Annotated in this window: 9 protein-coding genes, 1 tRNA gene and 1 pseudogene; 4 read left to right on the forward strand and 7 right to left on the reverse strand. The window is 38.0% G+C overall.

The genetic code is table 11. The features are described from left to right. The first annotated feature begins 78 nt into the window (after window positions 1-78). From KJ849_04900 to trxB, 4 genes are all read left to right on the forward strand, one after another. A tRNA-Asn gene (locus KJ849_04900) sits at window positions 79-153 on the forward strand. A gap of 645 nt (window positions 154-798) precedes the next feature. After that, window positions 799-2,562, forward strand: coding sequence for a translational GTPase TypA (typA, locus tag KJ849_04905; protein ID MBU2599893.1), 1,764 nt, complete (start codon window positions 799-801; stop codon window positions 2,560-2,562). Between the two features lie 80 nt (window positions 2,563-2,642). Further along, complete coding sequence (locus KJ849_04910; protein ID MBU2599894.1) at window positions 2,643-3,218, forward strand: class I SAM-dependent methyltransferase; 576 nt, start codon at window positions 2,643-2,645, stop codon at window positions 3,216-3,218. Window positions 3,219-3,261: 43 nt separating this feature from the next. Then, window positions 3,262-4,239: a thioredoxin-disulfide reductase gene (trxB, locus tag KJ849_04915; protein ID MBU2599895.1), complete on the forward strand. Its 978-nt coding sequence runs from the start codon at window positions 3,262-3,264 to the stop codon at window positions 4,237-4,239. A gap of 135 nt (window positions 4,240-4,374) precedes the next feature. On the opposite strand, the gene KJ849_04920 is transcribed toward trxB, so the two are convergent. The 7 genes and pseudogenes from KJ849_04920 to KJ849_04950 form a co-directional block, all read right to left on the reverse strand. Continuing rightward, window positions 4,375-4,578 carry an integrase core domain-containing protein gene (locus KJ849_04920; protein MBU2599896.1) on the reverse strand — a complete coding sequence of 68 codons (204 nt, stop codon included), beginning with the start codon at window positions 4,576-4,578 and terminating at the stop codon, window positions 4,375-4,377. Window positions 4,579-4,687: 109 nt separating this feature from the next. Beyond that, the gene (locus KJ849_04925; protein MBU2599897.1) at window positions 4,688-4,846 is read right to left on the reverse strand and encodes a DDE-type integrase/transposase/recombinase; all 159 of its coding nucleotides are present in this window, start codon (window positions 4,844-4,846) and stop codon (window positions 4,688-4,690) included. Between the two features lie 226 nt (window positions 4,847-5,072). Beyond that, window positions 5,073-6,209, reverse strand: coding sequence for an HD domain-containing protein (locus tag KJ849_04930; GenBank protein MBU2599898.1), 1,137 nt, complete (start codon window positions 6,207-6,209; stop codon window positions 5,073-5,075). Continuing rightward, window positions 6,202-6,447 (reverse strand): response regulator, encoded by a 246-nt coding sequence (locus KJ849_04935; GenBank protein MBU2599899.1) that lies wholly within the window; start codon window positions 6,445-6,447, stop codon window positions 6,202-6,204. Before KJ849_04935 ends, KJ849_04930 begins: the two co-directional genes overlap by 8 nt. Before the next feature lie 230 nt (window positions 6,448-6,677). Beyond that, window positions 6,678-6,839 (reverse strand): hypothetical protein, encoded by a 162-nt coding sequence (locus tag KJ849_04940; protein MBU2599900.1) that lies wholly within the window; start codon window positions 6,837-6,839, stop codon window positions 6,678-6,680. Window positions 6,840-6,880: 41 nt separating this feature from the next. Next, the gene (locus KJ849_04945) at window positions 6,881-8,110 is read right to left on the reverse strand and encodes an ATP-binding protein (protein MBU2599901.1); all 1,230 of its coding nucleotides are present in this window, start codon (window positions 8,108-8,110) and stop codon (window positions 6,881-6,883) included. A 401-nt stretch (window positions 8,111-8,511) separates the two neighbouring features. Beyond that, window positions 8,512-8,966: pseudogene (locus tag KJ849_04950) on the reverse strand (response regulator). Window positions 8,967-9,092 lie beyond the last annotated feature (126 nt).

A 9,092-nucleotide genomic window follows, 5' to 3' on the forward strand; every position in this document is an offset into this window, starting at 1 on the left:
TGACTAACCCATTACTAGAGCACCATTCTTTTTTCTTGACAAAAATTTATTATCTAATATACTTTTCTTGTTTATTATTCCTCGGTAGCTCAATGGTAGAGCATTCGGCTGTTAACCGAAGGGTTGTAGGTTCGAGCCCTACCCGAGGAGCCATTTTTATTTGACCATATTTGGTTGGGGGTGCAAGTAGAGGTCGAAGGGTTTTTGTCTAACATCCAGCAAAGACGCCTCTTTGGCAAGTTTTAAAATGCGCCTCAAGGTCAAGGTAAGTTCCGTAGTAAATGCCTAACTTTTTTCCAAAGCAAAGTTTGCATATTTCAGCCTTATCACCTTTTGTTTCTTACCCTCTGGTTTTTGTTTAAACTAACAATACCTCTCTTGTTTATGCCTTTGCATTTTCCCAAATCAATTATTCTCACTTCTTTTTAGATTTATAGTTATATAACAAAGGGGAGGCAGGAGAAAAAAAGGAAAAGATTAGGTTCTTTTGTGATTAACTTAATAGTATTTGGATAAGTCTATAGCACTTATTAACGAAAACTAGACATAGGAAATAATGCCGAGCAATAAAAGATAAACTTGTTTGCCCTCAAATTAATTTGCTCTATGTCAAATTTTCATTAATAAGTGCTATACAATTTAGAATTGCTGGGTATATCCAAAATGGCCCTGTTTAACCAGTTTCTTATGTTAAAATTATACTCAAGGGGAGAAAAAATCTCTTTTAAATAGCACAGGAGGTATGGAAAGTGGATTTTTACAACTTAGCTCAAAAATTAAATTTCCTATCAGCTAATTATGGAAATTAGGAATATCGCTATTATTGCTCATGTTGATCATGGCAAAACTTCTTTGACCGATGCCTTGATGCGTCAAACTGGCATGGTTACTGATGAAACTGTGAGTATGGATTCCAATGCCCTAGAACAAGAACGAGGCATTACCATTTATTCCAAAAATACTTCAGTTTTCTACAAGGGAACTAAAATTAACATTGTAGATACCCCTGGTCATGTAGACTTTGGCTCAGAGGTAGAACGAGTTTTGCGGTCTATTGATTCTGTGCTTTTAGTGGTTGATGCCCAGGAAGGTCCAATGCCCCAAACTAAATTTGTTTTAAAAAAGGCATTAGGATTGGGATTAAAACCAATTGTGGTAGTCAATAAGATTGATAAATTGGCAGCTCGACCAGACTGGACACATGAAAAGGTGCTGGAGCTTTTTATGGATCTGGGCGCTAATGATGAACAGTTGGACTTTGTTACTGTTTATGCCATTGCTAGGCAAGGAATTGCTAAAATGGAATTAAACGATGAATCTAATGATCTGACCCCACTTTTAGATACGATCTTAAAAAAGGTTTTGCCAATAAGGGTTGATGAGAATTTGCCCTTTGCCTTACAGGTGTTTAATTTAGCCTATGATAATTATCTTGGTCGTTTGGGTATTGGCCGCGTTTATCAAGGGGTATTAAAAACCGGAAATAAGGTTTTTATTAAAAAACAATCAAATGAGATTATTTCTGGCAGTATCTCTAAGTTGTTTACCTTTGAAGGCATGCAGAGAAAAGAGGTGCCGGAAATTACAAGCGGAGACATTGTCATGATAGCTGGTCTGTCGGAAATTTATATCGGAGACACAATTTGTGCTGATGTAAACCAAAAACTCTTGCCAGCCATTGCAATTGACGAGCCAATAATTTCTTTGAATTTTTTAGTCAATAACTCTCCCTTTGCTGGAAGGGACGGAAGGTTTGTTACCAGCCGTCAAATCAAGGAACGATTAGAAAAGGAATTAGAGGTCAATGTGGGCTTGAAGATAGATTTTTCGCCTATTGAATATTTCAAGGTTTATGGTCGTGGGGAATTGCATATTGCTATTTTATTAGAAAATATGCGTCGCGAGAGATTTGAGGTTCAAGTTTCTCAACCACAGGTAATCTTTAAGGAAATAGCTGGCGAGCAATGCGAACCATTTGAAAAAATCACCATTGATGCCCCGCAAGAATCTGTTGGGATTATCATCGAGAAACTTTCCAAGAGAAAGGGACAATTATTAGAAATACAACCTGAGCAAAAGCACATTCGATTGGTTTTCCAAGTTCCAACCCGTGGTTTTCTGGGGTATCGCAGTGAATTTATTGTAGACACCAAGGGAGAAGGAATTTTGTGCAGCGAAACGATTGGCTTTAAGCCACATGCAGGTGAAATTGAAAAACGCAATACTGGATCCATGATCTCTGGAGAAACTGGCAAAACATCAGCCTATTCCCTTTCCAACCTTCAGGATCGTGGGGTGTTGTTTGTAGGCCCAACTGTGGAGGTTTACCGGGGAGAAGTTATTGGCAGTACAGCCAAGGGGCAAAATATGGTTGTTAACCCTATTAAAGGCAAACAACTCACCAATATGCGGTCTTCAAATGCAGATATGGCTATTCAATTGATTCCACCAATGGAATTAACGCTGGAACGAGGGTTGGAGATTATAGCTGAGGATGAATATTTAGAGGTTACCCCCCAAAATATTCGATTACGCAAGCAAAGCATGACCAGAATCAAATAAAAAACTTGATTAGATAGATAAAAATAAACATTAAATCTGCAAGCATTCAGCTATCAGCCTCCAGTTTTAAAAAGAAATGTATGAAAAATCTTTTTGACATTATTTTTCTAAGAAATGAACATGTGTGTCCATGGTGGCTTTGTTTCACATTTGATAATATTTTTAGAAAACTTTTCCATAATCCTAATCTGATATTAGCCAAACATATAAAATCAGGTGATATTGTTTTAGATGTTGGAGCTGGACAAGGCTTTTTTACAATACCAATGGCAAATATAGTTGGTCCAAAAGGTAAGGTAATAGCTATGGATATTCAATCTAAAATGTTAGAGATTTTGAAAAAGAAGGCTGTAAAATACCAAGTTGATGACAGGATTTTCCCAAAGATTGTTTCTGATGAAAAATTAATATTAGACTCTTCATTGGACTTCGCCCTTGCTTTTTGGATGGTTCATGAAGTTCCAAATCGGCAAATATTTCTTCAAAGCATTTATGACGCCTTAAAACCAAATATGCCTTTATTAATTGTAGAACCAATTTTACATGTTACCAGAAAAAAATTAGAAGATACAATTATTATTGCCCAAAAAGTAGGATTTAAGGAAATCGACAGGCCAAAAATATCTTTTAGTAAATCCGTGTTGCTTTTAAAATAACAATTTAAAATGGGGCTGATGTAAAAACTAAAAGGAGGAAGAGTTGAAATTAGATAGTCTTCTTTATGATGTAATTATTGTTGGCGGAGGGCCAGCAGGGTTAACGGCTGGCTTGTATGCAACCAGGGCCAGGCTAAAGAGTTTGTTAATTGAAAGCTATTTTGTGCCTTCTCAAGCAGTAACTACCACCTTAATTGAAAACTACCCTGGTTTTTCTGAAGGAATTAGTGGGTTTGAGTTAATAGATAGATTTAGAAAACAAGCCAAAGGATTTGGTTTGGAATTTGCTGTAGGGGAAGTAAGAAAGGTTGCTTTTAGAAAGAGTAAAGATATCAAGATTTGGGAAGTAGTGGTTGATGAGCAGAAGTATCATAGTTTAGCTTTGATTATTGCTTCTGGAGCTATGCCTAAAAGATTAGGAATAGAAAGAGAAGCAGAATTTCAAGGCAAAGGTGTTTCTTATTGTGCAATTTGCGATGGAGCATTCTTTAAAGATAAAGACATAGTGGTGGTAGGAGGAGGAGATGCGGCTGTGGAAGAGACTTTATTTTTAACTAAGTTTGTTAGAAAGGTTACCGTTATCCATAGAAGAGATAAACTTCGAGCCACAAAGATCTTACAAGAAAGAATATTGACCCATAAAAAAGTAGAGTTTATTTGGAATGCTCAAGTTATGGAGATCTTAGGTAGTCAAAAGGTAGAAGCCGTCAAGGTTAAAGATATTAACACGAAACAAGAATTAGAAATTCTTTGTCAAGGAGTCTTTGTCTTTATTGGACTTATGCCTAATACTAATTTTATTAAAGAAGTAGTAAAGGTAGATGAAGAAGGGTATATTATTACGGATGAGAATATGAAGACTTCAAGAGAAAGTATATTTTCTGGTGGAGATTGTAGAAAAAAATTATTGCGTCAAGTAGTAACAGCTTGCGGAGATGGAGCTCTAGCTGCTTTTTCTGCTCAAAATTATGTAGAAAGGTTAAAAGGAATAGCCAGCAATTCTAATTATAGTAGTTATTAACGAAAACCTTTCATAGGAAATAATACCAAGTAACAAAAGATAAACTCGTTGGCACTCAATTAATTTGCTCTGAGTAAGGTGGACCCATTTATCAAGACAATTTTTTAGGTTTTTTAAGTTACACTTAAATTATTCTTAATTAAAATAAACCTCAATTGGAGTCAAATAATTAAGGGATTGATGCAGCCTATCATGGTTATAGAAAGCTAAGTAATTTCCAATACCTTGTTTTGCTTCTCGGACACTCTGATAATCTTTAAGATAGACTTCTTCATATTTGAGAGAACGCCAGAGCCTTTCGGTAAATATGTTATCGTGTGCTCTACCTCTACCATCCATGCTTATCTTAATGCTTTTATTTATAAGCATATGGTTGAAGGATAGACTGGTAAACTGTGATCCCTGGTCAGTGTTAAATATCTCTGGGCAGCCGATTTCAAGGCCTCATCTAAGGCTGATAGAAAAAGTCCACCTCAAGACTGGTTGACAACTGCCAAGAGATCACGTAACGGCTAAACCAATCCATGATGGCCACCAGGTAAGCCATTACATGATGAAGCCTGATATAAGTTATATCAGTAGCCCAGACCTGGTTGGGCCTATTAATCTCAACTCCCCTTAAAAGATCTTATTATGTCCCACAAATTTTACTGAACAAATGAATTGAAATATTGCATAAAAGGGGGTATGAATAACAGTAGAAAAAGGGAGAGGTTCATTTTTCTGATAAGAAGCACCATTAACTCTATAAGTATTCAGCAGGGGTAGTTAAAACCGCGGTAGATGGAAATGTCTGGACAAGGTTGAGACGGAAAGGAAATTGCAATTTGGTATTACTCAACCTTCACCTTCCCTTTATCAAAGGCAAAAAAGAAATACTGGACAACCCTTGGGTCAAACTGACTACCGGATTTATCCTTTATCTCACGGAGAATCTCCTCAATGGTAAGTTTTGAGCGATATGCCCTGTTTGAATTCATGGCATCAAAGGTATCGGCAACGGCAATTATTCTGGCAATAAGTGGTATTTGTTCACCTGAAATTCCATCAGGATAACCTCCTCCCCCGTATCTTTCATGATGATGATAAATGGAGGGAAGAATTTCTTTTAGTTCCTCAATATTTTTAATGATACTGACACTCTTAATTGGGTGTTCACTTATCTTTTCCCATTCCTCATAATCGAGTTTTTCTAGTTTGATTAGAATAGAGGCAGGGATGCCGATTTTACCTACATCATGTAAGATTCCAGATATTTTCACCCGCTGTTTTTCTTCATTAGTCATCGCCATTTCATCGGCAATTGCCTCGGAAATTTCTGCTACCCGCTCTGAATGCCCTTTAGTATATGGGTCTTTTTGTTCAATAGCAGAGACCAAAGCCTTAACCGTATCGAAGAGCAAAGACTCTATTCTATGGTGAAGTCTGGAGTTAGCAAATATTGCCCCTACATGGATAGCCAGGGTAAAGACAAGTTTCTCATCAGATGAGTAAAATAGTTCACCAGAGGTCTTATCCCCAAGGCAAATGACGCCAATCTTTTCAGCTCTCACCAATATTGGCACAGCCAGACAGGACTTTATTCCCAGTCGTGCCTCTTCCTTGTCAGAGGCATCACACCAAATAACGGGTTTCCCTTGAGAAATTGCCATTCCGACTATCCCCTTAAATGGATTATACTTATTGAATCTTTCTGGTTCCCCTAAGCCAAATCCTTTTGATGCCTTAAGTATCAACTTATTTTCATCCTCAAAGAGCATGAGAAATCCTATCCTGACCTTCAATAGCTTAACTGCTTTATCCAATACCTGACTTGATAGTACCTCCGGGTCAAGCAATGTCTCCATCTCATTGGTAATCTCGTAAATAAGGCTCAGTTCTTCATAAGCAGACGATAACTCCATCGTAAACTTTTCTAAATCACTTTCTAACTCCATAATTTTTTTATTAGAAGTATCATTGTTATTCATTATGATTCTCCTTTTTCAGCATTGAGTCGACCATCTCCACTATTTTCTTCGATGAGAATGGTTTTGAGGCAACTTCATCTGCACCAGACTTCTTTGCCTTTTGTATTTCATCATCCTGGCCAAGTGCTGTCAGGACAATCACAGGAATATTTTTGGTTTTTTCGCCTTGCTTCAATTTTGTGATCAGTTCATACCCATCTATTTTTGGCATACTCAGGTCTGTAATGACTAAATCCACAGGCTCTTTCTCTATGATGTTTAACGCCTCTTATCCATCCAGGGCAGTGGACACATCATATCCTGCCTCTGTTAAAGCATGTTCAAGTATTTTCCTTATATGTACCTCATCGTCTGCTATAAGTACTCTCTTTGCCATATAGGTTACCTCCTTCTTTTAATTTGTGTCTTTGTGGTTAATCATCCTAATGTCCAATAGAAGACTGCACCCTCATTTGGTTTTCCTTCTGCCTAGATGCGTCCGTTGTGGCGATAAATAATTCGTTGGACAGTAGCCAATCCAATGCCAATACCTGCAAATTCAGATGTAGAATGTAGTCGGCTAAATGCTGTAAATAGTTTATCTGCCTGCGAACAATCAAAACCAACACCGTTGTCACGAACAAAATATATTGCTTTGCCATCTTGCCCTCTGCCTCCTGCCTACCTTCAGCCTATCTCCCTAATACATTTTTCCAGCCATAATTAATAATATTTCCTTTAATGACGAAATTCTCCTCTGAGCAGGAGATAATTCCTGCTGAGGCAACATCAGAACCCAATTCCTCCCTCAGTCTGCTTAAAGATACAGCATGTTTTGGAGTAATGGTCATAGTGCTCTTTATTTCAAACAGATGCAGTTTTCCTCCTTGTTCAATCACCAAATCTATCTCTAATCCATCCCTTGAACGCAAATAATAAAGGGAGGGTTTTTGGCCACAATGCAAGAATCTTTTTAGAAAATCCGAGATAACCATCGTCTCAAATAAAGCTCCAAAAGATGGATGACTAACCAATATTTCTGCTGTCTGCAACCCCAATAAATAGGAGCATAACGCCGGGTCGTTAAAGTATAATTTAGGGCTTTTTACCAATCGTTTACCTATATTTCTGTAATAAGGGTAGAGAAGGTATATCTGATGCCCTGTTTCTAAGAGGGAAAGCCACCTTTTTGCTGTAGGAACACTAATGCCAATATCTCGTGCCATCTCCGATAAATTAAGGATTTGCCCTGTCCTGGTGGCACATATAACTAAAAATCTCTCGAAATGACTAATATCTCCTATGGTTGCTAAATTCCTGATATCCCTCTCTAAATATGTCGTTATATATGACCCGCACCACAACTGCCTATCAACATCCTGATTAGAAGCAATCTCAGGATAAAACCCACGCAGTATTATCTCACTTAAAGAAATTTGTTTTTCACATTTGTTATGGACACTTAACCTATTAAACCATCCGGAGATATCTTCAGATTTTTGAGCTTGGTCAATCCTCTCAGAAATGGAAAAAGGCAAGAGCGTAAGTATCGCAGCCCTACCAGCCAACGACTGGGTAATCTTATCCATTAAAACGAAATTTTGTGAGCCTGTAAGCAACCATTGACCAGGTTTACGGTCTTCATCTATCTTTGTCTTTATATACGATAATAATTCAGGTCCATACTGTATTTCATCTATAATTACCGGTGGTTTATATTGATTCAAAAAACCTATTGGGTCTTCTTTTGCACGGAGGCGGACATCAGGGTTTTCCAGGCTAACAAAGGTATGGGTCTTTGGAAAAAGCATCTTGAACAAGGTTGTTTTACCTGACTGACGCGGGCCGGTTAAGACAACCGCCGGAAAGGTCTCAATCGCTTTATAAATTGTTTTGGCTAATACTCGTGGCTTGAATTCCATAATAAAAATTATACACCCTAAATATTTAATATGTCAAGTTAAATTTTAAGCCTGCAATTTCCCACCACCAAGAGACTAAGAAAGATTTTTTACCACAAAGACCACAAAGAAAATCCACAAAGTTCACAAAGTTTTGAAATTCATTTTCAGTCATTCTCTGCGTCTTTTGTGCCTCCTTTGCGTCCTTTGCGGTTAATCCCTTTTTTCTCACCACCAAGGCACCAAGACACTAAGGAGGACACTAAGAATCTTTTCTTCCTTCGTGCCTTTGTGCCTTTGTGGCTTCGTGGTTAGTCCCTTTTTTTCACCACTAAGACACCAAGACACTAAGAAAACACTAAGAATATTTTCTCTCTTTGTGTTCTTTCGTGCCTTTGTGCCTTTGTGGTTAATCTTCTCTCTTACCTATACAACCACACACGCATCAGCGACAGCAGCTGCTCGGTGTTTACCGGTTTGGTGATGTAGTCGGAGGCGCCGGCTTCTAAGCACTTTTCCCTATCGCCCTTCATTGCCTCAGCGGTCAGGGCAATTATGGGCAATTCTTTAATCTGGCTAACTTGCGTATCTCTTTCATGGTCTCGTAGCCGTCCATCTCAGGCATCATAATGTCCATTAACACTATATCAACCTCCGGGTTTTTCTTCAAGTCGGCAATGGCGTCCTTGCCGTTTTCTGCGGTCAGCACGACCATATTATGGCTCTCCAGCAGGCTGGTTAGGGCAAAGAGGTTTCGCACATCATCATCCACTACCAAAACCTTTTTGCCGCTCAATGCCGCCTCGGATTTATATATCTTTTCCACTATTTGCCGTTTGTCTTTGGGCAGTTTTGAAATTACAATTGCCAATAAAATTTTCTTATCTTCATAGCCATTAGTTTTCTACGTTCTTGGAGAAACTCGTCATAGTGATCAATGTTTTTATTTTCCATTCCTTCAGGAATACAGTGCATGGCAAAATTTTCTCGCATTTGGTCAATA

It is taken from the genome of bacterium, from assembly GCA_018830565.1.
Taxonomy (GTDB): Bacteria; UBA9089; JAHJRX01; order JAHJRX01; family JAHJRX01; genus JAHJRX01.

Excerpts from the sequence above, each read along its gene's own strand:
- typA (MBU2599893.1), top strand. The coding sequence starts at position 799 with ATGGAAATTAGGAATATCGCTATTATTGCTCATGTTGATCATGGCAAA.
- KJ849_04910 (MBU2599894.1), top strand. The coding sequence starts at position 2,643 with ATGAAAAATCTTTTTGACATTATTTTTCTAAGAAATGAACATGTGTGT.
- KJ849_04920 (MBU2599896.1), bottom strand. The coding sequence starts at position 4,578 with ATGGATGGTAGAGGTAGAGCACACGATAACATATTTACCGAAAGGCTC.
- KJ849_04930 (MBU2599898.1), bottom strand. The coding sequence starts at position 6,209 with ATGAATAACAATGATACTTCTAATAAAAAAATTATGGAGTTAGAAAGT.
- KJ849_04945 (MBU2599901.1), bottom strand. The coding sequence starts at position 8,110 with ATGGAATTCAAGCCACGAGTATTAGCCAAAACAATTTATAAAGCGATT.